Source organism: Calothrix sp. NIES-2098, from assembly GCF_963875125.1.
In the GTDB taxonomy this organism is placed as follows: domain Bacteria; phylum Cyanobacteriota; class Cyanobacteriia; order Cyanobacteriales; family Nostocaceae; genus Aulosira.
This window is the reverse complement of sequence record NZ_CAWNKJ010000001.1, coordinates 2659933-2681958: the sequence shown is the minus strand read 5'-3', so window position 1 is coordinate 2681958 and position 22026 is coordinate 2659933. Positions and strand designations below refer to the sequence as shown.

Annotated in this window: 22 protein-coding genes; 13 read left to right on the top strand and 9 right to left on the bottom strand. The window is 41.9% G+C overall.

The genetic code is table 11. The features are described from left to right. Positions 1-2: 2 nt before the first annotated feature. The 4 genes from AACU33_RS11280 to trmD all read right to left on the bottom strand — a co-directional run bounded on the left by AACU33_RS11280 (position 3) and on the right by trmD (position 2468). A complete protein-coding gene (locus AACU33_RS11280) occupies positions 3-599 on the bottom strand; it encodes a PIN domain-containing protein (RefSeq protein ID WP_339375930.1) in 597 nt (198 codons plus the stop codon). Between the two features lie 13 nt (positions 600-612). Then, the gene (locus tag AACU33_RS11275; RefSeq protein WP_096588590.1) at positions 613-1119 is read right to left on the bottom strand and encodes a hypothetical protein; all 507 of its coding nucleotides are present in this window, start codon (positions 1117-1119) and stop codon (positions 613-615) included. 97 nt (positions 1120-1216) lie between these two features. Continuing rightward, entirely contained in the window at positions 1217-1702 is a 486-nt protein-coding gene (ispF, locus tag AACU33_RS11270) for a 2-C-methyl-D-erythritol 2,4-cyclodiphosphate synthase (RefSeq protein ID WP_096588589.1), read from the bottom strand. 37 nt (positions 1703-1739) lie between these two features. Next, positions 1740-2468 (bottom strand): tRNA (guanosine(37)-N1)-methyltransferase TrmD, encoded by a 729-nt coding sequence (gene trmD / locus AACU33_RS11265; RefSeq protein WP_096588588.1) that lies wholly within the window; start codon positions 2466-2468, stop codon positions 1740-1742. Positions 2469-2979: 511 nt separating this feature from the next. On the opposite strand from trmD, the gene AACU33_RS11260 reads away from it, so the two are divergent. From AACU33_RS11260 to cphA, 3 genes are all read left to right on the top strand, one after another. After that, positions 2980-3111: a hypothetical protein gene (locus tag AACU33_RS11260; protein ID WP_339375929.1), complete on the top strand. Its 132-nt coding sequence runs from the start codon at positions 2980-2982 to the stop codon at positions 3109-3111. Beyond that, on the top strand, positions 3099-3962 hold the full coding sequence (locus AACU33_RS11255; protein WP_096588587.1) for a cyanophycinase: 864 nt from the start codon (positions 3099-3101) through the stop codon (positions 3960-3962). The genes AACU33_RS11260 and AACU33_RS11255 overlap by 13 nt, the downstream gene beginning before the upstream one ends. Positions 3963-4133: 171 nt before the next feature. Continuing rightward, the gene (gene cphA, locus AACU33_RS11250) at positions 4134-6836 is read left to right on the top strand and encodes a cyanophycin synthetase (RefSeq protein ID WP_096588586.1); all 2703 of its coding nucleotides are present in this window, start codon (positions 4134-4136) and stop codon (positions 6834-6836) included. A 66-nt stretch (positions 6837-6902) separates the two neighbouring features. Here the strand turns inward: cphA and tatA are convergent, their stop codons facing one another. Further along, positions 6903-7076, bottom strand: coding sequence for a twin-arginine translocase TatA/TatE family subunit (gene tatA / locus AACU33_RS11245; protein WP_096588585.1), 174 nt, complete (start codon positions 7074-7076; stop codon positions 6903-6905). A 371-nt stretch (positions 7077-7447) separates the two neighbouring features. After that, positions 7448-8842 (bottom strand): serine/threonine protein kinase, encoded by a 1395-nt coding sequence (locus tag AACU33_RS11240; RefSeq protein WP_096588584.1) that lies wholly within the window; start codon positions 8840-8842, stop codon positions 7448-7450. Positions 8843-8937: 95 nt separating this feature from the next. Here AACU33_RS11240 and cbiT point away from each other — a divergent pair, with 95 nt between their 5' ends. Continuing rightward, positions 8938-9540 (top strand): precorrin-6Y C5,15-methyltransferase subunit CbiT, encoded by a 603-nt coding sequence (gene cbiT / locus AACU33_RS11235; protein ID WP_096588583.1) that lies wholly within the window; start codon positions 8938-8940, stop codon positions 9538-9540. A gap of 158 nt (positions 9541-9698) precedes the next feature. Beyond that, positions 9699-10592 (top strand): phosphatidate cytidylyltransferase, encoded by an 894-nt coding sequence (locus AACU33_RS11230; protein ID WP_096588582.1) that lies wholly within the window; start codon positions 9699-9701, stop codon positions 10590-10592. Positions 10593-10755: 163 nt separating this feature from the next. Here AACU33_RS11230 and AACU33_RS11225 read toward each other — a convergent pair whose 3' ends face one another. Beyond that, positions 10756-11469 (bottom strand): LmeA family phospholipid-binding protein, encoded by a 714-nt coding sequence (locus AACU33_RS11225; protein WP_096588581.1) that lies wholly within the window; start codon positions 11467-11469, stop codon positions 10756-10758. A 137-nt stretch (positions 11470-11606) separates the two neighbouring features. On the opposite strand from AACU33_RS11225, the gene AACU33_RS11220 reads away from it, so the two are divergent. Beyond that, the gene (locus tag AACU33_RS11220) at positions 11607-12422 is read left to right on the top strand and encodes a pseudouridine synthase (protein WP_096588580.1); all 816 of its coding nucleotides are present in this window, start codon (positions 11607-11609) and stop codon (positions 12420-12422) included. Then, the gene (locus AACU33_RS11215) at positions 12397-13209 is read left to right on the top strand and encodes a helix-turn-helix domain-containing protein (protein WP_096588579.1); all 813 of its coding nucleotides are present in this window, start codon (positions 12397-12399) and stop codon (positions 13207-13209) included. Before AACU33_RS11220 ends, AACU33_RS11215 begins: the two co-directional genes overlap by 26 nt. A 154-nt stretch (positions 13210-13363) precedes the next feature. On the opposite strand, the gene malQ is transcribed toward AACU33_RS11215, so the two are convergent. After that, positions 13364-14872, bottom strand: coding sequence for a 4-alpha-glucanotransferase (gene malQ / locus AACU33_RS11210; RefSeq protein WP_096588578.1), 1509 nt, complete (start codon positions 14870-14872; stop codon positions 13364-13366). Positions 14873-15042: 170 nt separating this feature from the next. Between malQ and AACU33_RS11205 the strand changes: the two genes are divergently transcribed. From AACU33_RS11205 to AACU33_RS11175, 6 genes are all read left to right on the top strand, one after another. Beyond that, on the top strand, positions 15043-15474 hold the full coding sequence (locus AACU33_RS11205) for an NUDIX domain-containing protein (protein WP_096588577.1): 432 nt from the start codon (positions 15043-15045) through the stop codon (positions 15472-15474). A 107-nt stretch (positions 15475-15581) separates the two neighbouring features. Next, positions 15582-16769 (top strand): Rid family detoxifying hydrolase, encoded by a 1188-nt coding sequence (locus tag AACU33_RS11200; RefSeq protein ID WP_096588576.1) that lies wholly within the window; start codon positions 15582-15584, stop codon positions 16767-16769. Between the two features lie 150 nt (positions 16770-16919). After that, positions 16920-17186: a ribbon-helix-helix domain-containing protein gene (locus AACU33_RS11195; protein WP_096588575.1), complete on the top strand. Its 267-nt coding sequence runs from the start codon at positions 16920-16922 to the stop codon at positions 17184-17186. Positions 17187-17330: 144 nt separating this feature from the next. Next, the gene (locus AACU33_RS11190; RefSeq protein ID WP_339375928.1) at positions 17331-17600 is read left to right on the top strand and encodes a hypothetical protein; all 270 of its coding nucleotides are present in this window, start codon (positions 17331-17333) and stop codon (positions 17598-17600) included. Positions 17601-17831: 231 nt separating this feature from the next. Further along, positions 17832-20723 (top strand): pentapeptide repeat-containing protein, encoded by a 2892-nt coding sequence (locus AACU33_RS11180; RefSeq protein ID WP_096588574.1) that lies wholly within the window; start codon positions 17832-17834, stop codon positions 20721-20723. Between the two features lie 209 nt (positions 20724-20932). Further along, positions 20933-21415 carry a cupin domain-containing protein gene (locus tag AACU33_RS11175; protein WP_096588573.1) on the top strand — a complete coding sequence of 161 codons (483 nt, stop codon included), beginning with the start codon at positions 20933-20935 and terminating at the stop codon, positions 21413-21415. Between the two features lie 94 nt (positions 21416-21509). Here the strand turns inward: AACU33_RS11175 and AACU33_RS11170 are convergent, their stop codons facing one another. Continuing rightward, entirely contained in the window at positions 21510-21932 is a 423-nt protein-coding gene (locus tag AACU33_RS11170; protein ID WP_096588572.1) for a hypothetical protein, read from the bottom strand. Positions 21933-22026: the final 94 nt, after the last annotated feature.

The window sequence follows — 22026 nt, the reverse complement described above, 5'->3', positions numbered from 1 at the left end:
GTTCAACTGGACTGGGAGTTTAGCCAACCAAGAAAATCTTTAGTATTAGTGAAATACTTTTTAATTCCCGCTTTATCCAAAGCTTGTCTAACGTCTGGTTTCCCAAAATCTTTATTATTACCGCTTATAAATACTTTGTTTTCTGTAGGGTAAGAGCTTGTGTGACTAATAATGCATTGTAAAATCAAGTTATCTATGATGTCTTTTTCAATAAGTAGTGTTTCCGGTTGAATAATTGCTGCTTCAGAAATATTCCGAATTATAGTAGTATCTAAATTAATTATTTCTGCCTTTTTAAGAAGCATATCTATAGCATTAAACAGACGATCTTGAATATCATTTAGCAATGATTTATTCAAAATTCGCGTCTGTTCTAAGTATGTCAGAAAAGAATGAGCATTAGGAGAAGTTAAATCTCGTTTTGAGTTATTAATTTGCTTATTCAATTCTTTTTCAAATTCCTGTGCATAATATTTTTCTTTTTCCCATCTATTTAGTGCTTCAACATAACAAATATTTGGTATAAATATCCGAATTGATGGAGGTAAAGAACGCAATAAATTTTCTGCTTCTGAATCCTGTCCTTTCGCAATTGCCATCAAAAAGTTAGTTTCAACGTAAAGTATCACCATCAAGATTTACCTGAGACTGAGTAGTTCCCCCTTCTAATCTTTGCAGCAAACCGATTTCTGCCAATTTTTTTGTTGCTGGTGGTGTTTCTGATTTCCAGTGATAAGCTAAGTCTCGCAGCCAAGCTTCTACTAGCGTTTCTAAGTAGAGACCCAAGATTCTTTTTTTGCTAAACTCCGGATCGTAATGACTAAGTATATTAGCAGTTTCGAGTGAAATTAGAGAATCTGAAAACTTCTTACCATCCCATTTGAAAATATCAACATTTCCTAAATCTGCTAACATAGCAAACATCTCTTGCCCTAAATGAACCCGAGTATTTCTGACATTTTGCAAATATGACTTTAGTGGTGAAATAGCTTTTTGCTTGGCATCTCTACCTTCTAATTTTCTGCCTTTAACTTCCACTAATAAAACGATTTTTTCATCCTTATCCAAGACAACAATATCAGCAACATAATTATGAATTTGAAATTTTGCAGCTTCCATTGTCCTGGTTCTCCCCAATATTTTAATAATTCTTAAGGAATATCTTGCTCGTGTATACCTATGCTATCCATTAATTAATCCTTTACCAAAATTTAAGTTAATCAGCAGCTACAAGTAAAACTACAGCATAAGCGCAGATACCTTCTTCTCGTCCAACTGGGCCTAATTTTTCATTGGTAGTAGCTTTAATACCAATTCGATCGGGTTGTAGTTCTAAAACAGCCGCTAGCTTGTCGCGCATTTTCTCAATATGAGGTTTCAATTTTGGTTGTTCTGCGACTACCACAGAATCAATATTGCCAATTTGCCAACCGCGATTGCGAATTAGCTGGTGTACTTGATTTAATAGCACTAAACTATCTGCTCCCGCCCATTGAGGATCGGTGGGAGGAAAATAATGACCAATATCGCCTAAAGATAGTGCCCCTAACATGGCATCCATAATCGCATGGGTTAGCACGTCAGCATCACTATGACCCAGCAAACCTAATTCGTGAGGAATGTTGACTCCTCCTAAAATTAAAGCGCGATCGCTCACTAGTCGATGAATATCGTAGCCGTTACCAATACGTATATTTGTCATTTATTATTTGTTATTTGTTATTGGGCATTGATACTAATTATTCTCCCTTGTCCTCCTTGTCCCCCTTGTCCCTTTTCTCCCGCTGCTGCTTCCATTTTTCCAGTAAATCGGGACGGCGATCGCCTGTTCTTTTAATTTGTTGTTCGTAACGCCACTTGGCAATTGCAGCGTGGTTTCCAGACAGTAGCACATCTGGCACTTTCCACCCGCGGAAATTGGCTGGACGAGTATATTGGGGATAATCTAACAAACCTTCCTCAAAACTCTCTGCTGTCAATGACTCTACCTTGCCTACAGTTCCAGGTAGCAGTCGTACCACCCCATTCAGCAAAGCCATTGCGGGTATTTCCCCACCTGTGAGAATAAAATCACCCAAGGAAACTTCACGGGTAACTAAATGCAGTACCCTTTCATCTACTCCCTCGTAATGTCCACAAATAACAATTAATTGGTTATAATTCTCTGCCAACTCGCGTAAAAGCGGCTGATTGATAGTTTGTCCTTGCGGACTCATCAAAATTACCTCTCTTTGCGGTAAAATCGGCAGCGACTCTACAGCAGCAAAAATGGGTTCAGGCTTCATCAGCATCCCCACACCGCCGCCATAGGGTTCATCATCGACTTTTCGATGCTTATCATTGGTAAAATCCCTTGGATTAACCAGATTGACTTGAGCAATCTGTTTGGCTAAGGCTTTAGCCAGCAATCCAGAACTCAAAACTGAGGTAAAACAATCAGGAAAAAGCGTAACTATATCAAAGCGCACAGTTATTCGTATTCAAGAACACTAATCTTAAATTTGTCTGTCTAGGAAACACAAGCAGCTCATGTCTGGTAAAACTACAGATAAAGTTTGTCAATAGTAACTAAAAGTACCAGAAAACTTAGATCTTGCGTGAGATTAAAAGTTTTTCTAATTACTTAATTTATGTTTAAATATTGTCACAACTACATTGAAATTAATATTCTGAACTTAAGTTAACAACTTCCAGGATGCATCGAGCCAGCCTCAGAACACAGCTTGTCAAGACCTGCTTGCCCTATTATCGGGTGCAGTCTACCCCCCACTTAGCCTTACTCGCACTATTCTGCCAAACTGGCAAAAGTGGACAGGTGAATAACAAGGCGCTGACTTTGAGGAACAGCATTGGATATATACAGACTGAGGCGTCGTGTAGATCGAGTGAGAAGTTGGAACGACGGCTGACGCCCATCCAAACTTCAAAAAAGTGTCCTCCCAAAGAAGCAAAGCGCGAAGATAATCAGGCTACTGAACCTTGTTATATTCACACGCCATTCGCCACAAGCCGACGGCAGTCGCTCATGGGGGAAACCACCAAGACCGTGCTGCCTCACCAAGGCGATGGCTCCTGAAGTTGTTGACAGGAGAAACACAATGCCGCAATTAAAAGCTAAATCGCTGGAAATGAGGACACCCCAAGCAACTAAAACCGCCGTTCTGGTTATCGGAGGCGCAGAAGATAAAGTTCACGGACGCGATATCCTAAGAACTTTTTTTGGTCGTGCTGGCGCTAGCAAGGCCTATATTACAATTATTCCATCTGCCTCTCGCGAACCTGCGATCATTGGTGGCCGGTATATTCGGATTTTTGAAGAAATGGGTGCTGAGAAGGTTGAAATCTTAGATATTCGCGAACGGGAACAGTGCGAAGCCCCTCAGATTAAAGCATCCCTGGAAGCCTGTAGTGGAGTGTTTTTAACAGGAGGAGATCAATTGCGTCTGTGTGGCGTATTGGCAGATACGCCAGTGATGGAAATTGTCCGACAGCGAGTGAGGGCAGGGCAATTAACCTTAGCAGGCACCAGTGCGGGGGCTGCGGTAATGGGGCATCACATGATTGCTGGCGGCGGTAGTGGAGAAACCCCAAACCGTTCGCTAGTAGATATGGCAACAGGTTTAGGATTTATTCCCGAAGTGATTGTAGACCAACACTTTCACAACCGTAATCGCATGGGGCGATTAATTAGTGCGATCGCCGCGCATCCCGATCGCCTGGGTATTGGTATTGATGAAGATACTTGTGCTGTGTTCGAGCGCGATGGTTGGCTACAAGTGATGGGTAAAGGTAGCGTGACAATAGTCGATCCCACGGAGGTAACTCACACCAACGAACCCCATGTAGGTGCCAATGAACCTTTAACTGTACATAATTTACGTCTACATATCCTCAGCTATGGCGATCGCTTTCACCTGTATCAGCGGACTGTCCTGCCCGCTGTACACCGCATCTCCAGCTGACGGAATAGAGTATCTGAGGTTACACTGAGTTGATCGCTGATTTATTTCTTACTGAATAAAAATCAGAGAAACAGCATTTAAAAAGAAAAAACTGTTCATCATAAACAGTTTAGCGATCAATTTCAGTAAGAAACTAGAATTTTGGTTCCGAATCTCCATCTACCTATTCCCATGAGAATCCTCAAGATCCAGACCTTACGCGGCCCAAACTACTGGAGCATTCGACGCCACAAGCTGATCGTTATGCGCCTCGATTTAGAAAACCTTGCCGAGACGCCCTCGAATGAAATCCCTGGTTTTTATGAGGGATTAGTAGAGGCGCTGCCAAGTCTGGAGGGTCACTATTGCTCACCGGGCTGTCGTGGTGGTTTTTTGATGCGTGTGCGAGAAGGCACAATGATGGGCCATATCGTTGAACACGTAGCTTTAGAGTTACAAGAATTAGCTGGAATGCATGTTGGCTTTGGCCGCACCCGCGAAACAGCCACACCTGGCATTTACCAGGTAGTGATTGAATACCTCAATGAAGAAGCAGGACGCTACGCTGGACGAGCAGCAGTGCGTTTGTGCCAAAGTATTGTCGATCGCGGTCGTTATCCCAAAGCAGAACTAGAGCAAGATATTCAAGACTTAAAAGACTTCTGGCGCGATGCATCTTTGGGGCCATCTACAGAAGCGATCGTCAAAGAAGCAGAAAAAAGAGGTATTCCCTGGATGTCCTTAGGGGCACGTTTTTTGATTCAGCTAGGCTATGGCGTGAATCAAAAGCGGATGCAAGCCACAATGACCGATAACACCGGCATTTTGGGAGTAGAACTAGCTTGCGATAAAGAAGCCACCAAACGCATTCTCGCGGCTGCTGGCGTACCAGTACCTAAAGGTACAGTCATCAGTTTCTTGGACGATTTAGAAGAAGCTATTGAATATGTTGGCGGTTATCCCATAGTCATCAAACCCTTAGACGGTAATCACGGACGTGGGATCACTATTGATATTAGAACCTGGGAAGAAGCAGAAGCCGCCTATGAAGCAGCCAGACAAGTTTCCCGGTCAGTTATTGTTGAACGGTATTACGTTGGGCGAGATCATCGGGTATTGGTGGTAGATGGCAAAGTTGTAGCAGTCGCAGAACGCGTACCGGCCCATGTGGTTGGTAATGGTAGATCTAGCATTGCGGAACTGATAGAGGAAACAAACCAAGACCCAAATCGCGGTGAAGGACATGACAATGTTCTCACGAAAATAGAACTCGACCGAACAAGCTACCAACTACTAGAAAGGCAAGGCTATACCCTTAATAGCATTTTGCCCAAAGGTATAGTTTGTTATCTAAGAGCCACGGCTAACTTAAGTACAGGAGGCTGTGCCCTAGACCGTACTGATGAAATTCACCCCGAAAACGTCTGGTTGGCACAACGGGTAGTTAAGATTATTGGCTTGGATATTGCCGGACTAGATATTGTCACTACAGATATTAGCCGCCCCTTGAGGGAGGTAGATGGCGTAATTGTCGAAGTTAACGCCGCCCCTGGCTTTAGAATGCACGTTGCGCCCAGTCAAGGTATTCCCCGCAATGTCGCTGGCGCAGTCATGGATATGCTGTTCCCCAACGAACAATCTAGCCGCATTCCCATACTGAGTGTTACCGGTACTAATGGTAAAACTACTACCACCAGATTACTGGCACACATCTACAAGCAAACAGGCAAAGTAGTAGGATATACAACTACAGACGGAACTTATATCGGTGATTACTTGGTAGAAGCTGGTGATAATACCGGGCCGCAAAGCGCCCATTTAATTTTGCAAGACCCTACAGTAGAAGTAGCAGTCTTGGAAAGCGCTCGTGGTGGGATTCTCCGTTCGGGGCTGGGTTTTGAAGCTGCAAATGTGGGTGTAGTGTTAAATGTTGCCGCCGATCACTTAGGAATAGGCGATATAGATACCATTGACCAATTAGCTAACCTCAAGAGTGTAGTAGCAGAAGCAGTATTTCCTGATGGTTATGCTGTACTCAACGCTGACGATCATCGGGTTGCAGCAATGGCAGAGAAAACCAAAGCGAATATTGCTTACTTCACCATGAACCCCGATTCGGAACTGGTGCGCAAGCACATTCAAAAGGGGGGAGTCGCAGCAGTTTATGAAAATGGCTATCTCTCAATTGTCAAAGGCGATTGGACGCACCGCATCGAAAGGGCAGAAGCGATTCCCTTAACAATGGGTGGACGCGCGCCATTTATGATTGCTAACGCTTTAGCAGCAAGTTTGGCAGCTTTTGTGCAAAACGTCACAATTGAGCAGATTCGCGCTGGGTTAAAGACCTTCCGCGCTTCTGTCAGTCAAACGCCAGGACGGATGAATTTGTTTAATTTAGGCAACTACCACGCTTTGATAGACTATGCTCACAACCCTGCAAGTTACGAAGCTGTCGGTTCCTTCGTCCGTAACTGGACTTCCGGCCAGCGAATTGGGGTAGTTGGCGGCCCTGGCGATCGCCGCGACGAAGATTTTGTGACCTTGGGTAAATTAGCAGCCGATATTTTTGATTACATCATCATCAAAGAAGACGATGATACTAGGGGTCGTCCTCGCGGTTCAGCCGCAGCGTTGATTACTCAAGGCATTACCCAAGTTAAACCTAATGCTCGTTTTGAGGCAATTTTGGACGAAACCCAAGCAATTACTAAAGGCTTGGATATGGCTCCAGAGAACAGCCTGGTCGTGATATTACCAGAAAGTGTCAGCCGTGCAATTCGCTTAATTAGGGCACGTGGCGTAGTCAAAGAAGAAACTCATCAACAAAATGCGACTACGGCGATCGTAGATTCTCAAAATGGCGTTGCATCTGGGATCATCAATACTCTGCTGTAGTCAATAGTAGAGATGCGATCGCTCGTATCTCTACTATTGACCCTTGGTTGCTCCCAATTGTGAATATTATTGCTCGTGTTCTGAATTGTTATCTCCACTAGAACCTTTAATTTCTTCCTTAAAACCCCGTAGAGTTTTACCCAATGCATTCCCCAGTTCGGGAATTTTTTTTGGGCCGAAAATTACGATAGCGACTATCACAATTATCGCCACCTCTGGCCATCCCAGTCCAAATAACATATGCCTCTCCTTAAAAGAATCTATAGTTAACTATAGACATTACAGTGCTTTTAATGTAAATGAAATATAGAAATCCGGTTTGATTTTTGTCAAAATCACAGTATTTGTAGTCCTATCGGCATGACAGCGATTTTTATGTGAATGTAATACAATCAAAGTTTTGTTAAAGTCATTTTTTTAATGTAACTAAGATGAACAGAGATACTTATTGGTGTTTATCTGTGTTTTTAAAGAATAAAATCATCAAACTCAGCGACAATAACTATTTGCTTGCAACTCAGTATAAAGTAGATTATTCCAAGTTTGAATGCAGTTGTTTTTTTGAATTTAACCTATAAATAAAAATAAAGAATTTGAACACAGCTAAATAGCTATTCTCGCGTAATAGGCAACCCCAACCAATCACTTAATTCATGAGCTAGCCATTGCAGTTCGGCTTCAGATTTAATCACACCATGATTGCCACCAACTTGATATTTTTCTACACCAGCCCAAAGCTCTAATTGGGCTGAAACTTGAGTTATATTACCCTCAGAGTCTTTAGTAAAGTGTTGCGGAATATAGATCAGCTTAGTAATATTTTGTCTGGGCGATGGACGGGGACGATGGAATTTAAATCCGAATAACTCGTGAGTTAAGCCTACTTTCTGCCAATCTAGACGTAGTCGAATGCTTCCCCAGATGCTAAATAAAAAACCATACATCATAAAGCAGCCAGCACCCCAAAAAGGCAGAGAGAACAAGGCAAAGGGCAGATTTATGGGGAAGGGTGCAGAAAGCGCGCCTATTGTCCAAAATAAAATAAATGAATTCCAGGCGATCGCAAACGTACCTAAGAAAATCATCGATGCTTGCCAACCACTCGGCGGAATGATAATTTCCAACACATCCGCATTCTTCGTTAGTTGAATTTTGCTGCCTGATGGTTTGCTAATTACTAATTGTGAGGAATGGGGAATTTCAGGTCTATCTAATGCTTTGAGCGCTTCCTGGGCAGAACTAACGCGCCGTTCTAGGTTAGGTTCGATTAACCACCGCAACCAATTGGTGAAGCTAGGGCTGAGATTAGCCACTGGTTCAAACTGCATCCGAAAATCCTTTTGGGGTAAATCGGCTGGCTGGATACCCATTATTAAATAAATTAATGTCGCACCTAAACTATAAAGATCGGAAGCCGGAACGGTGCGTCCACCAAATTGCTCTGGAGGCATATAACCATAGGTTCCTACTACAGTTCTAGTCGCCCCTTCAGTTGCCAAAACAGTTTGTACTGAGCCAAAATCTACCAAGTAAACTTGACCTACACTGTTACCAGAGCGATCGCCCAATAAAATATTGCTAGGCTTAATATCGCGGTGAATTACAGGCGGATGTAGCCCATGTAAGTAACAGAGAATTTCTAAAAGTGCTTTAGCTATCTGTTTAACTTCTGCTTCTGTAAAAATATGGCCAGCTTTTAAATATTGATCTAAAGTTTGTGCTGAGATATAAGTTTGTACGAGGGCAAATCCTTTAAGATTAGGCGAATTTAGCTCAAAATAATCTAAATAGCGAGGAATAGAGGGATGTGATAAGGATTTTAAAGTTTCAGCTTCCCGTTCAAATAACTTGAGATCGTCCCATTCAAAGTCACCGCCAAAAATAAGTAGCTTGACGATGACGAGTTCCTGAGTTAGCAAATCATGGGCTAATAGCGTTCGTCGCCCTGCTTTTTTTCCTAATTGCTGCTGAATTTCGTAGCGACTCCCCAATATTTCTCTAGTCATGATGATTACTAATAACGCTACGCCTAAAGCTGGTTACAGCCTACAACCGATTAATACAGACAAGCTGATATCTTTAGTATAAATATCTAAGTTCTATGCCCTCAGAAATTTGGCCTTACATTACCCCAGGTATTCCTGATGAATTGTTCGAGCATTTGCCCGGAATACCCCTGAGTCAGCGAGAAGTTAGGCTATTGCTCATCGCCCAATTACGACTGCAACCAGATTCAGTATTGTGGGATATCGGCGCAGGTACGGGTACAATTCCTGTAGAGGTAGGATTGCTGTGTCCAGGCGGGCAGATTATCGCTGTAGAAAGAGATGAAGAAGTAGCCAATCTGATCCGCCGCAATTGCGATCGCTTTCAGGTAAAAAATGTTGAAGTGATTGAAGGTAGCGCCCCGGAGTGTTTGCAAGAACTGAAAGTTAGCCCGCATCGCGTTTGCATTGAGGGAGGACGCCCAATCCAAGAAATTTTACAAGCTGTGTGGGATTATCTCCCAGCAACCGGTAGAGTTGTAGCTACAGCTGCTAATCTAGAAAGTCTGTATGCTATTTCTCAAAGTTTTGCCCAATTAAGAGCTCGCAATATTGAAGTTGTGCAATCTGCGGTCAATCGCTTAGAGATGCGGGGCTTTTCTCAAACCTTTGCCGCCGTAGATCCCATTTTTATCCTCAGTGGTGAGAAACTAGACTAAATCTGAAGGATAAAGGCTAAAGGCTAAAGTATGAAAAATAAAGGCTAACAACTAAATTACTTTTAGATTCTCTTTCATAGCTAAAACTTCATCCTAGCCATTGGCAAGCTAGTTTGCGTCTACATACTTCATACTTCATACTTCATACTTTAATTTCTATGCCTTGGTCTCGGATTATTAGTGGAATTATTGCGATCGCGCTGGCTCTAGTTTCAACCCTCTTGGGGGGTTGGTACTTTACCGTGATGATTGGGATTGTTGTCTTCTTAGGACAAGAGGAATATTTTAATTTAGTGCGAGCTAGAGGCATAGCTCCCGCTGCTAAAACTACGATATTTGTCAGCCTAGCCTTACTGGTAATTTGTACCCTAGATGGCAATTTAGCTGACGCTGTGATGCCAATAGCTGGAACATTTATTTGTTTTTACCTGTTGTTTCAGCCGAAAATGGCCACGATCGCTGATATTTCCGCTTCAATTATGGGGCTTTTTTATGTCGGTTACTTGCCAAGTTACTGGGTGCGGTTGCGATCGCTTGGTAGTATCGCTGCCAGTAATCTACCTTTAGGTGGTTACTGGCCTGCCGCTTGGACAGATATTCTAGATTCTAGAAACCTTGCCTCCCTCCCACAAGGTTTAAGAGCGACCGTACTGACATTTCTCTGTATTTGGGCAGCAGATATTGGTGCTTACACTATTGGCAAATTCTTCGGCAAAACCCGTCTGTCTGACATTAGCCCCAAAAAAACTGTTGAAGGTGCCGTGTTTGGCATCAGTGCTAGTGTAGCTGTAGGTTTAGCAGGGGCTTATTATCTTCATTGGCCCAGACCACTCTACACTGGGTTATCTTTGGGTTTACTGATTGGAATTGCTAGTCTTTTAGGCGACTTAATCGAGTCTGTACTCAAACGCGATGCTGGTGTCAAAGATTCAGGACAATTGATCCCCGGTCATGGTGGCATCTTAGATCGTACAGATAGTTATATTTTTACGGCTCCCTTAGTTTACTATTTCGTGACTTTGTTATTGCCGCTGATTAGCGAAGGGAGATGAGGAGAATGAGGCAGAGGAGCAGGGAGCAGGGAGTAGAGGGATAGAAAATGCTTGAAATTTGACTTTGGAATCTAGACTCTTGACCAATACCCAATTACCATCCACCCTGCAAAATATAAATTATTATAAATAATAAGCATTTTTAGTTTTTGATTTCTAATCATTAGGGGTTGACGTTAATCCTTCCGCGACACAATAGCTGGCCGGGGATCAAGGTGAGTTCTTGGATATCGACTTCCGATCCGAGATTGAAATTGTACTCTTGATTACTCTGTGCTAAAGTTCCCGTGTCGTATTTTATTTGCAGCGGTGCTAGTTGCAACTCGCACCCGCCGATCAAACTTAAACCTGTGCAAATCTCCACAGGCGTAGGTTTGCCTTCAGATGCTAGAATGCCACTCAGTATAATTTGATTATTCTCCAGAATAATTTTTTGCCAAGAAATAGACTTGGTTTTTGCGCATTGTTCTGGTAAAAGTTTAACCAGTACATCATTTAAAGCCGCTGTTAATAGCTCAGATGAGAGGGAATCATTCAGATCCTTCTCTTCGACGAGCAATTCACCAACCACTGGTACTGTTTCTAACAGTCTTAGGGGTTGACCTTTAACGATCGAGCCAATGTTGACCTGAATATTTTCTGCCACTAGTTGAATTTGTCCAATACGGAGGCCTTGATAAACGGCATGACTAGCAAAAATCTTTACCCAGGGAACCTTCCCAGAGAGAAGTTGGCGATCGCTCGCGCTAATTTCCACTTCTATTTGCGATACTTGACTGACTTGCGCTCTCAACCATAGCTTGAGTGCTTTTGTGAGCAGATTCGTAATTATGCGTATTTTAGAGGTACGTTTAGAATCGGAATTTTGCTCAGGCATTTAATTTTTGTGTTTATGGGTAGAAACTCAATGATTGGCTGAAGTTAATCAGTCCTTAAATGTAACATTTACGGCTATTAACGACAAAAAGCAAATATTATTATTTAAATCCTAGCTAGAGAATAAGCAATTTCCACATGGAGGCACGGTTACAAAAAGTTCTCGCCCAATGGGGTATTGCCTCACGTCGTGAAGCCGAAGAAATGATTAGGCGATCGCGTGTGCGGATTAACGGAGTATTGGCTCATTTAGGTCAAAAAGTTGACCCCCAAAAGGATAAAATTACAGTTGACGGCAAACTTGTAGTTACAAAACATCGTCCGGCTCCTATATATTTGTTACTAAACAAACCTGCTGGGGTAGTTTCTACCTGCTACGACCCTCAGGGAAGAACTACAGTTCTAGATTTATTACCAAAAGAATTACGAGAAGGTACGGGTATTCATCCAGTTGGACGTTTAGATACAGATTCCACTGGAGCATTATTACTTACTAACGATGGCGAACTAACATTTGCTCTCACACACCCAAGTCACAGCGTTCCTAAAACTTATCGTGTATTAGTTAAGGGAAAACCTCCAGAAGATATGTTACAAATGTGGCGTCAGGGTGTAGTGTTAGACGGTAGAAAAACAAGACCAGCCCAAGTACGCCTCATAGAAAGTTTAGCTACACAAAGCTATTTAGAGATTGTTTTACAGGAGGGACGCAATCGTCAGATTCGCCGTATAGCCGAACAACTAGGCTACCCGGTAATCAAGCTGCATAGGATAGCTATTGGATCGATTCAATTACAAATTCCCAAACGACCCTACTTAAAAGAGGGTAACTATCGTTCCCTGAAAGATGATGAAATGCGCTTTTTGCAACAGCAAATCAAGCACATACCTATTAAGGATTCAGCTGAGTTAAGGAGTGTAACTACGCATGAAATGGTTAAGCAGAAAAGATAATCAACCACCAACTCTCTCTGTAGAACAACAGCGGGCGGAAAAGTTGGCAGAAATAGGCGGTCAACTTTGGGCTTCGCGTCAAGAACAGGGTTTATCTCTGGAGGAAGTGGTTTTATTAACGAGAATTCCGAAACGGCTGTTGCAAGCCATTGAAGAAGGGAACTTAGAAGATCTACCAGAACCAATATATATTCAGGGCTTAATTAGGCAATTTGCCGATGCATTGGGCTTTAATGGAGTGGAATTTGCTAGCAATTTTCCGATTGTTTATCAACAGGCGAACCCCAAGCCAGCTTTGAGTGCTAAACCCATCAGCCAATTGCGTCCTCTGCATCTTTACTTGCTTTATATAGTTGTGATTATCTGCTCTGTCAGCGGCTTATCTCAACTGCTGAATAATTCTGCTTTACAAGCAAGTACTACCCCCACCCGACCCAACCCAGAAAAAGAATCCTTGGCGCAACCCCAACAGACACAATCAAAACAAGCACCAGAGGTTAACCCTTATAGCAATACTCTCCTGACTACCAAAGATGGTCAGCCAGTACAGATCGGTGTTACTTTAAAGGCTTCATCTTGGATTCGTGTTGTTGCTGATGGCAAAACAGCGTTTGAGGGTACTCTCCCAGAGGGAACTCACCGCACTTGGAAAGCTCAAGAGCAACTAACTGTGAAGACTAATAATGCTGGTGGTGTGCTGATGAGTGTGAATCAGCAGCAACCTAAGGAAATGGGAGAGCCAGGAAAGGTAGAGGAAATCCAAATTGCTGCCAAACCTAAGTTTTGAAAAGTGCTGAGTCCTGAGTCCTGAGTTGTGAGTGCTAAGTTACAGAACAACTAAAGTTAGAGAATTTAAAAGACAAAATTTCAGATTCTCTAAAACTGAAGTTTTTCTGAGAAAAACACTCATTGCTCATTACTCAGGACTCAGTACTCTCAACTCAGGACTGTCTGGGTGCGCGTCCATAGAGTGTGGTGAGAATTTTTAGCCTCTGACCTAAATCTTCAGTCAAAGCTTCTGGTTGATAGCGCCACTCCCAATTACCCTCAGCAACACTAGGGAAATTCATCCGCGCTTCTGTTCCCAAACCCAAAACATCCTGCAAAGGAATAATCGCTTGGTTGGCGATAGAACTCAAAGCTAGTCGAATTAAATCCCAATGAATACCTTCGGGACTGACACAACCTAAATAAAGTAACAAGTTTTGCTTTTCCCAATCACTAGCTTGGTTGTACCAGCCTAAAGTTGTGTCATTATCATGAGTACCTGTGTAAACTACAGCATTTCGCGGGTAGTTAAAGGGTAAAAAGGGATTAGCAGGATCGGAGCCAAAGGCAAACTGCAAGACTTTCATTCCCGGAAATTCAAAATTGTCGCGCAGTGCTTCGACTTCTGGGGTAATGACTCCCAAATCTTCTGCTAATACAGGTAGAGTGCCGAGCTTTTGTTTGATCGTTTCAAATAACTCTTCCCCAGGCGCTTTTAACCACTCTCCATTGACGGCTGTTTCTTCTCCTTTTTCCACAGCCCAGTAAGCTTCAAAACCTCGGAAGTGGTCAATGCGAATTACATCTACATAATCCAGCATTGCTTGAAAGCGTCCTAACCACCACTTAAAATCTTGTTTTTCTAATTCCTCCCAGTTGTATACGGGATTGCCCCACAGTTGACCAGTGGCGCTAAAGTAATCTGGTGGAACTCCTGCCATCAATGCTGGTTCCCCTGTCTCTTCGTCTAAACAAAAGATGTGGGGGTTAGCCCAAACATCAGAGCTATCATGAGCTACATAAATGGGGATGTCGCCAATAATTCTAATTCCACTCATATTGGCGTAGGTTTTGAGTTCAGACCACTGGCGGAAAAATTCAAATTGGATAAATTTGTGGAAGAATATCTCAGCAGTTAGCTCTCGCTGTGCCCGATCTATGGCTTGAGGTTCGCGCTTGACAAGGTCTGGCTCCCAAGTATGCCAACTTGACCCTTCGTGGGTATCTTTCAGCGCCATAAATAAGGCATAGTCATCTAGCCAATAGGCTTTGCTATGACAAAAACCAGCGAATTCCTTTTGTTGTAAAGGTGTGGCTTTAGTTTTAAAGTTCTCGCAGGCTTTTTTGAGCAGTTCAATTTTAAATGGTTTAACTTGCTCGTAATCTACCTTAGAGGAGTCAAATCCTGGTAAGTTAGCAAAGTCATCTTCTGTGAGTAAACCCTGCTCTTTTAGCTGTTCTGGGCTAATAAGTAGCGGGTTTCCTGCCATTGCAGAATAACAAGCATAAGGAGAATTACCATACCCAGTTGGCCCCAAAGGTAATACTTGCCAGTATTGCTGGTAGCTATCTTTGAGAAAATCAATAAAGCTATAGGCTTCTAAGCCTAAATCCCCAATTCCAAATCGACTGGGAAAGGAAGTAGGATGCAGCAAAATGCCGCTGGATCTAGGAAAAGGCATATTTAATCTGATGATATAGGAGGAAGCGATGTCTCATGGACTCGCTAGGCGATCGCATCGAATTTATCACGGTAGGGACTGGTTTAGAAGCTGCCTATAGTGAGAGAAGTACAGAATGTAACAAATCCCTAAAAAACCTCATAATTACTACTTAATACTTAATACTGCATATGAATTACAGAAATCCCGCTCCGACGGTAGATATCATTATTGAATTAGTGGATCGTCCTCATCTACCTATAGTGTTAATTGAGAGACATAATCCGCCTCTAGGTTGGGCGCTTCCTGGTGGTTTTGTGGATTATGGGGAAGCTGTGGAAGTGGCGGCGAAACGGGAAGCTGAAGAAGAAACGGGTTTGCAGGTGGAGTTGGTGGAACAATTTTTGGTATATTCTGACCCGAATCGCGATCCGCGTCAGCATACTATTAGTATTGTGTTTTTGGCGATCGCGAAGGGGGAGCCAAAAGCGGGTGATGATGCTAAGAATATCGGCATTTTTGAGTCTTGGCACGTGCCGGGGAATTTGTGTTTTGACCACGATCGCATTCTGCGGGATTATTGGCAGTATCGGCATTATGGGTTGCGTCCGAGGTTGGGTTAGGGGAACGAACCGCAAAGGGCGCAGAGGGCGCGGAGAGAAGAAAAAAGGAGAATACCCCTGCAAAAATATCGCGATTATACTGTGTCAGGTGTATTTAAAGGTGCATTATGGATGCTGAGGAACTTTTACAGAAATATGCCGAAGGGAAACGAAATTTTTCTAACGAACAGCTTACCGGAGTAGACCTCCAAGAAGTAGATTTAATCGGTATAGTTCTAAATGGTTCTGATTTGATTGGGGCTAATTTAAGCGGGACAAAATTGAGTGGCGCAAGTATCGATAATGCAAACTTGACTAATGCCAACTTAGCTCAAGCCAACTTGAATGGCACAACTTTCAACAAGACAAAATTAACTAATGCCATCTTAGATCAAGCAAACTTGAGTGGTGCAAGCCTAACTAATGCAAATCTCAAGGGCGCTTCTTTAATTAGGACAGACTTAAGTAGAGCTAGCCTATTAGGGGCAAATTTTACTGAGGCTGTCTTGATTGGAGCCAACTTCAATCGCGCTAACCTAACTGAGGCGAAATTTGAAAAAGCAAATCTTCAAGAGGCTGAACTTCCGTTAAGCAATCTGTCTAAATCAAATTTGTCAGGCGCGAATTTGCTGGATGCGTATCTGATAGGCGCAAATATCGAAGATGCAAACCTGACAAAAGCCTGTTTAGAAAATGCAAATTTAGAATTGGTTAGTATTAAAGGGGCTAGTTTAATAAGTGCAAACTTGGATGGCGCAAATCTGAAGAAAGCAGAATTGTTGGAAGCGAATATATATGGAGCCAGCTTTAAAGATACTGACCTAACTGGTGCGATAATGCCTGATGGAGAAGTTTACAAGCCGATCGCCACTGAGGTGGAAGTCGGTAAGCAGAATGCATCGGGGGAAAAAGTAATATCTATGACTCGTCAAGTTATTCGTACTGATAATGCACCGGAACCAGTGGGGCCATATAATCAAGCGATCGCGGCTTCTGGTCAAATGGTGTTTGTCGCTGGACAAATTGCGATCGATCCCCGCATTGGTCAAGTTGTCTACACTGATGATGTGAAAAAGCAAACTGAGCAGGTCATAGCTAATCTAGAAGCTATTTTGACAGCAGCAGGCGCAAGTTTTAAAGATGTGGTGAAAACTACTGTATTTCTTGCTGATATGAATGATTTCGCGGCGGTGAATGCGATTTACGCCAAATATTTTCCCGAAGATACAGCGCCAGCACGTGCTTGTGTGGAGGTATCGCGCTTACCAAAGGATGTTTTGGTAGAAATTGATTGTATTGCAGTCATACCTAGTTAATAGAGTTTGACATCGCATAAGTTGGAGGATGTAGGAAAGGATATCTTGAGATTCTTAGATTCTCTTACATCCACATCCCTAAGCCTTTAAACCTTTTCTAAACTTAGTACCATTTGGGTAAAGCTGATTTTGCAGTATTAGGGATAAATCATGAACATTAAACTCAAACCCGAACATGAGCAATTTATCCAAGCCCAAATTGCTACTGGTAGGTTTACAAATGCGGATGAAGTGATTGATATAGCATTTCAACTACTAGAAAAATTAAATTCTGATTATGTTCAATGGATAGAAGATACTCGGCAAAAAGTTGATACTGCAATTGCCGAAATTGAACGTGGTGAAGGATTAGATGGTGAAACTGTAGTTAATCAAATACTTGAAAGATTCCAAAAAGCTCGTGAGGCTCAACAATGAGTCTGCTAAATAAGACCTGAACATCGGGTGCGTTATAGCGGTAGCGATCGCGCATCACTAATAAAATTAGGATAGTGCGATCGCCAGGTATAACAAATTCATCAAAATCCCGATAAATTATAGATTTTTCGTAGGGGCACAGCAATGCTGTGCCCTCCTCCGTGTTTTACTTTTTGCAACCCAGACAAGGCGGGTTTTGCTTGTGTAGCCGCAAATTCCCTTCATCAAGCCATTTTTGAGCCTCTAAGGCTGAAACTTGAGCCTTTGAAGCTGACACTTGAACCTTTGAGGCTGAAACTTGAGCCTTTGAGCTTGACACTTGAGCCGTTGAGGCTGAAACTTGAGCCTTTTATCCTCGAAATTGCACCTTTTATGCTCAAAGTTGCGCCTTTTATCCTCGAAGTTGCACCTTAAAGCCTAAAATGTAGATATTGGGTAAGCTATTTTACGGCTATGTAAGGGTTTAAGCGTATGAGAAAGTAAACAGTAGCCGTAACGCACCACATTTATTAATACTGTAAACTCAGTAATAAGGCACACTACAAATTAAGCTTGAATTTACACCAGCTTTTAGAAATCTGAGTATAAACTCTTGCTTCGATAGATTAGCTAATTATTGCTAGGCGCATCACCATTAAAAAACTTATGAGCAACGAATCTGGACTGTCAGTCAGTAAGCCTGTTGCTGTTTGGAATAAATATAAATCTATCAATGCCGATTTTAAAGAACTCTTCAAATCACTAGGCAAAGCGGCGATCAATGCTGCTTTATATAAATGGGATAGCGTCGCCACAGATATTGTAGATGCTTCTACAGCACTGGGTTTAGCAGAAACACCCGCAGAAGTTGCCTATGTACTAATTTACCGTGCATTGATTCAGGCAATGGTGAGTTTAGTGGAGGGTAATGAAGAGTTATTAACCGAGACACCAAACATGGAAGAACTTGGAGTCATCGGTAATTATCGCCTTGACCTTTCCGTGGAAAACATGGAACTGCAAATCGACCAGGAATTTTTTAAACATCCCAAAAATTTACCAGTTGTGGAGGCGATTAAAGTTCCTTTTGCCCAATGGTTAGTAGGCTTTGGCGTTACTCCTGCACAAGCAGAAACAGTTAGTCATCGTTTACCCACTTATTTTGTATTTGCACTGCATGAAGAGTGGGCAAAAAATTCAGATAAGTATGCTTGTTTAAAAGATGAACTAAATACACCCTTTACTAAAGCAAATCAACGAGAACAAGCATGGCAACGTTATAGTGCTTGGCTGCAAAAACAAGTTGAAGAACCAATGTTTTTAGAAGCCTTTGGTTTAAAACAGGTTTATGTTTCTGCCTGTGCTTACTATAAAGAAAAAATAGCGAGTAAAAAAGAAGAAGATTTTGAGCGTAGGCTCACAGAAGATAAACAATATCAGCGGATTGTCGTTAACTTAGAGAACGAATTACATACTTGGTTAAATAAAGCCGACAGTAATGATGCTATCCGCATTGTCAGTGGTGGGCCTGGAAGTGGAAAATCTTCTTTTGCAAAAATTTTTGCGGCACAGATAGCAAAAAAAGGAACTATTAAAGTTTTATTTATTCCTTTGCATCAATTTAATCCTTCAGATGATTTAGTTGATTCTATAGGAGACTTTATCAACTCAGATATTTACGGAATAATCGCTCTTAATCCTCTGCTAGCCGAAAATGCTGAACAACGCCTATTAATTATTTTTGATGGATTAGATGAACTTGCAATGCAAGGGAAAATAGCAGCAGAAGTTGCCCAACAATTTGTGCGCGAAGTCCACAGAAAAGTAGATAGGTTTAATTCGCGGGAAACTCGCTTACAAGTTTTAATCAGCGGTCGTGAATTAGTAGTGCAAGCAAATAGCAGTGAGTTTCGCCAACCACGGCAAATTTTGCACATTCTGCCTTATTTTATGGTTGAAGAGGAAAGAAAAAATTATATTGATACTGAGACATTGTTAGCTGAGGATAAAAGACAGCTTTGGTGGCAAAAATATAGTAAAGCTAAGGGTTATGAATATAATGGTTTACCACTAGAGTTAGATCAAGGACATTTAACAGAAATTACTTCTCAACCTTTGCTAAATTACTTAGTAGCTTTAAGTTTTGTTCGTGGTGAAATTAAATTTGCGCAAGATAGCAATTTAAATATTATTTATAAAGATTTACTCAAAGCTGTTTATCAACGAGTTTGGGAGCTTTATCCCCATCCTTCACTCCAGGGAATTGAGGAAAAAGATTTTGTCCGCATCTTAGAAGAAATCGCTCTTGCTTCCTGGCATGGTGATGGTAGAACTACAACAGTTAAAGAAGTAGAGATTCATTGTGATAACAGTGGTTTAAGGCAGCTTTTAAATATATTTCAAGAAGGTGCAAAGTTAGGTGTTACTCGTTTGCTAACTGCTTTTTATTTTCGTCAAAGTGGATTTAAAGAAAGTGAAAAAACTTTTGAATTTACTCATAAAAGTTTTGGCGAGTATCTGACAGCTAAACGTATTGTCCACGAAGTTCAGCTGATTCATAGAAAGCTAGAAGCTCGAAAAAACGACCCAGATGAAGGATGGGATGAACGACAGGCTTTAAAACGCTGGGCAATTCTTTGTGGCGCATCTCCTATGGATGAGTACCTTTTCAACTTTGTAATTAACGAAATAAAGTTATACGATTTATCGGATGTGAGTAATTGGCAGCAGACATTATGCCACTTGATTGGTTTTATGCTGCGTTATGGAATGCCAATGGAACGCTTGAACCCTAGACCAGATTTTCAGGAAGAAAACCGACAAGCGCGTAATGCAGAAGAAGCTTTATTGGTCGTGTTAAATGTTTGCGCTAGGGTGACAGAAAAAACTTTTCAGATTAAGTGGCATTCTCCTGAAGCTTTTGGAAATTTTATTTCTAGACTGCAAGGGCAAAGAATTGATAATGTGTTTTGTGTGAATCATCTAAGTTTTTTAGATTTGCAAAATTGTATTTTAGTCTTCAAAGACTTTTATAGAGCGAATCTTAAAAAAGCAAATCTTAAAGGAGCGACTCTTAAAGGAGCGACTCTTGAAGGGGCAAATCTTGAAGGAGCCATTCTTGAAGGGGCAAATCTTGAAGGGGCAAATCTCAAAGAGGCGAATCTTGAAGAGGCGAATCTTGAAAGGGCAAATCTCAAAGGGGCGAATCTTGAAGAGGCGAATCTTGAAAAAGTGAGTCTGGAAAAAGCAAATATTGAAGGGGCGAATCTTAAAGGAGCGACTCTTAAAGGATCGTATCTTAAAGGGGCATATCTTAAAGGAGCGTATCTTGAAGGGGCGAACTTTGAAAGATCAAATCTTGAAGGTGGGCACCTTAAAGAGGCTAATCTTGAAGGGGCATATCTTGAAGGGGCTAATCTTGAAAAGGCGAATCTTGAAAAGGCGAATTTTCTAGGGGCTAATCTTGTAAAGGCTAATCTTAAAATGACGAAGAATATAGGGGCGAATTTTAGAGGGGCGAACCTGAATTTCTCAAAGCATCCATATAACCAAGATTAAGAATCATCGAATTTATAGATACATAGCTAACTCAGGCTCAAAAGTCTTATACTTTGTAATTTGATTGTGCAATTAGCCAATCTCTCCATCAACATGATTGAACTTGCTTTAAGCATAATTGTCTCAAAACTACCTGAAGAATATATCAGTTGAATAAAAGTAAGCCTATCAAGGATGCAGACTGTTTAACAAAAAACAGGAGAATCATAATGACAACCACAATAGTTCAGCCAGGTAAAGGTTCCACATATTTGGTGCTGGGTGACTTCTACACCTTTCTCGATACTGGGGAAGATACAGATGGAAAATATGGATTAGTGGAAATGGTATTGCAACCGCAAAGCTCTACACCACCCCACAATCATGCTGAAGCGGATGAAGCGCACTATATTGTTGAGGGTAAGGTTGAGTACCAGCTTGACGACCAAACTATCATCGCCACTCCCGGAATGTACCTCCACTTTCATAAAAATCAGAACCACGCTTTTAAGAACATCGGTTCAACGCCAGCAAAAATCCTTGGTTGGATTACACCCTCTGGCCCTGAGCTATTTTTTGCAGAAGTCGGACAGCCAATCAATCTGCCTTTGAGTGAAGAAGAACGCAGTCTTTTGTCTCCACCCAATCCCGCCGATATCGAAAAAGCCATTGAAATTGCCATCACAAAGTATGGTGTAAAGTTTGCCTTCTAGTAACGCAGAATTAGTTGCAGTCAGCACTACAAACAAGGGGAGCGATCGCTATGTGAACTATATTAAATGCGATCGCCCTCCTATCTCGATTCTGCTAAACCCACTCAAACCCCTGTGCTGCTAGGTATTCCTTGGCTGGTTCCAAAACATCTTTCCTCAGAATCAGCTTGATATCTGGCGAACTGAGATACAAACGAAACCGTTCCATAAACAGTTGGTTAGCTGGTTCAATTTTCCTAATTGCACTCCAAGGAATCAGCAACGGCGGAAGCCCAAAGCTAAACAAAGGAAAGATACTCAGGTAGAGTCCTTGACGGCTTACACCTACATTTAAAGTTCCTTTGTAGTAAATTAAACCCACAGAACCGCTTTCCATCCACAAGAAATTTGGTGGTGGTTTTTCATAGGTGCGATAGAGTTGAGCAAGGCGACTCCAGTCATGACGGAATGTGAGAATCATCCCTACCACGAACAATATAGGAAAAACCCCGTATATCCAATGCGGTGTTGTTGACATTAACTGTTATCAATAAAGCAAATAATTATACATAATCTTAACTATGTTATTAAGTTCGTCTATCGTCAGTGAGACTACGATTTATAAATAATTG

Excerpts from the sequence above, each read along its gene's own strand:
- AACU33_RS11240 (WP_096588584.1), bottom strand. The coding sequence starts at position 8,842 with ATGACTAGAGAAATATTGGGGAGTCGCTACGAAATTCAGCAGCAATTA.
- AACU33_RS11220 (WP_096588580.1), top strand. The coding sequence starts at position 11,607 with ATGGAGGCACGGTTACAAAAAGTTCTCGCCCAATGGGGTATTGCCTCA.
- AACU33_RS11225 (WP_096588581.1), bottom strand. The coding sequence starts at position 11,469 with ATGCCTGAGCAAAATTCCGATTCTAAACGTACCTCTAAAATACGCATA.
- malQ (WP_096588578.1), bottom strand. The coding sequence starts at position 14,872 with ATGCCTTTTCCTAGATCCAGCGGCATTTTGCTGCATCCTACTTCCTTT.
- AACU33_RS11230 (WP_096588582.1), top strand. The coding sequence starts at position 9,699 with ATGCCTTGGTCTCGGATTATTAGTGGAATTATTGCGATCGCGCTGGCT.
- AACU33_RS11170 (WP_096588572.1), bottom strand. The coding sequence starts at position 21,932 with ATGTCAACAACACCGCATTGGATATACGGGGTTTTTCCTATATTGTTC.
- cbiT (WP_096588583.1), top strand. The coding sequence starts at position 8,938 with ATGCCCTCAGAAATTTGGCCTTACATTACCCCAGGTATTCCTGATGAA.
- ispF (WP_096588589.1), bottom strand. The coding sequence starts at position 1,702 with ATGACAAATATACGTATTGGTAACGGCTACGATATTCATCGACTAGTG.
- AACU33_RS11215 (WP_096588579.1), top strand. The coding sequence starts at position 12,397 with ATGAAATGGTTAAGCAGAAAAGATAATCAACCACCAACTCTCTCTGTA.
- AACU33_RS11275 (WP_096588590.1), bottom strand. The coding sequence starts at position 1,119 with ATGGAAGCTGCAAAATTTCAAATTCATAATTATGTTGCTGATATTGTT.
- AACU33_RS11205 (WP_096588577.1), top strand. The coding sequence starts at position 15,043 with ATGAATTACAGAAATCCCGCTCCGACGGTAGATATCATTATTGAATTA.
- AACU33_RS11180 (WP_096588574.1), top strand. The coding sequence starts at position 17,832 with ATGAGCAACGAATCTGGACTGTCAGTCAGTAAGCCTGTTGCTGTTTGG.
- AACU33_RS11195 (WP_096588575.1), top strand. The coding sequence starts at position 16,920 with ATGAACATTAAACTCAAACCCGAACATGAGCAATTTATCCAAGCCCAA.
- AACU33_RS11190 (WP_339375928.1), top strand. The coding sequence starts at position 17,331 with ATGCTGTGCCCTCCTCCGTGTTTTACTTTTTGCAACCCAGACAAGGCG.
- AACU33_RS11200 (WP_096588576.1), top strand. The coding sequence starts at position 15,582 with ATGGATGCTGAGGAACTTTTACAGAAATATGCCGAAGGGAAACGAAAT.
- AACU33_RS11175 (WP_096588573.1), top strand. The coding sequence starts at position 20,933 with ATGACAACCACAATAGTTCAGCCAGGTAAAGGTTCCACATATTTGGTG.
- AACU33_RS11255 (WP_096588587.1), top strand. The coding sequence starts at position 3,099 with ATGCCGCAATTAAAAGCTAAATCGCTGGAAATGAGGACACCCCAAGCA.
- tatA (WP_096588585.1), bottom strand. The coding sequence starts at position 7,076 with ATGTTATTTGGACTGGGATGGCCAGAGGTGGCGATAATTGTGATAGTC.
- AACU33_RS11280 (WP_339375930.1), bottom strand. The coding sequence starts at position 599 with ATGGCAATTGCGAAAGGACAGGATTCAGAAGCAGAAAATTTATTGCGT.
- cphA (WP_096588586.1), top strand. The coding sequence starts at position 4,134 with ATGAGAATCCTCAAGATCCAGACCTTACGCGGCCCAAACTACTGGAGC.